The sequence below is a fragment of the Vibrio sp. Vb0598 genome (genome assembly GCF_033338935.1).
Classification (GTDB): Bacteria; Pseudomonadota; Gammaproteobacteria; order Enterobacterales; family Vibrionaceae; genus Vibrio; species Vibrio alginolyticus.
The window spans coordinates 1-1002 of sequence record NZ_JAWOTP010000338.1 but is presented as its reverse complement, the minus strand read 5'-3'; the positions used below and the strand labels follow the sequence as shown (position 1 = coordinate 1002).

The window sequence follows — 1002 nt, the reverse complement described above, 5'->3', positions numbered from 1 at the left end:
ACTTGTTGCTTCACTTGCAACGACGTCTCAGAAGCATGCTGACTGTTACTCGCCACCATTTCGACCGACTGCGTAATGCCTGCCATTAACCCATTTATGGATTGCGTTGCGTGAGATTGCTGCTCGGCAGCAGCGGCCAATTCTGCCATTTGCTCGTTTAGAGAACCGATCTGCTCTGTCGTTGAAACCAATCTCGTTACGGCATTATCGATGTGTTCAGCACCTTGCTCTGCCAACGACTGGCTGTGTTCAATTTCCTGAACCACCGTGTGAGTTGAACGCTGAATTGCGTTAATAATACCGTTGATTTCTGTCGTCGATTGCGTGGTTCTTGTCGCCAACATGCGCACTTCATCGGCAACCACAGCAAAACCTCTGCCCTGCTCTCCTGCTCGCGCCGCTTCGATTGCCGCATTTAAAGCCAGCAAGTTGGTTTGCTCTGCGACAGAGGTAATCAAGTCTGCCACTTTCATGATTTCTTCATGGCTAGTAATGATCTGGCTGATCGCTTGGGTAGAATCCTCCAGCAATTCCGAGCTTTTCTCTGCTTGTTGATGAACGTCTTCACTCTTCTCACGCAGCTCTTCCACAAACTTGCTCGACTCTTCAATCCCTGTGGCCATGTGATGTACTTGTTGGCTCATTTGCTCTGCCGCACTTGCTTGAGATTCACTATTCACGTTGAGTGCATTGACTTGCTCATCCAACTGCGATGATTGCTCATCAAGCGCTTGCGAAACAGATTTCAGCTCTATCGAATTTAAATTAGCTTGTTCCAATACTTCAGCCAGATGCAGTTCGCCTTCTGTTGCTTTTTTGGCGACTTGTTCACTCTCGACTTTTGCTGCTTCGGCATTTTCAATCGCATCATCACGTTGCTTAGCAGTAAATGCCTGAGCGATACAAATCACCACCAGCGGCAATACGGTACCAGACCAAATTTCTAATCGCTGAGAAGCTTCCGATAATACCAGTTGAGGAAACTCAAAACCTGAAACATGC

The 1002-nt window shown here is 47.6% G+C and carries 1 protein-coding gene; it reads right to left on the bottom strand.

What is annotated here, in order from left to right; all coding sequences use genetic code 11:
* Positions 1 to 1002, bottom strand: a 1002-nt coding sequence (locus tag R7Q38_RS25130; RefSeq protein WP_318114773.1) for a methyl-accepting chemotaxis protein, incomplete at both ends; no start/stop codon positions are given.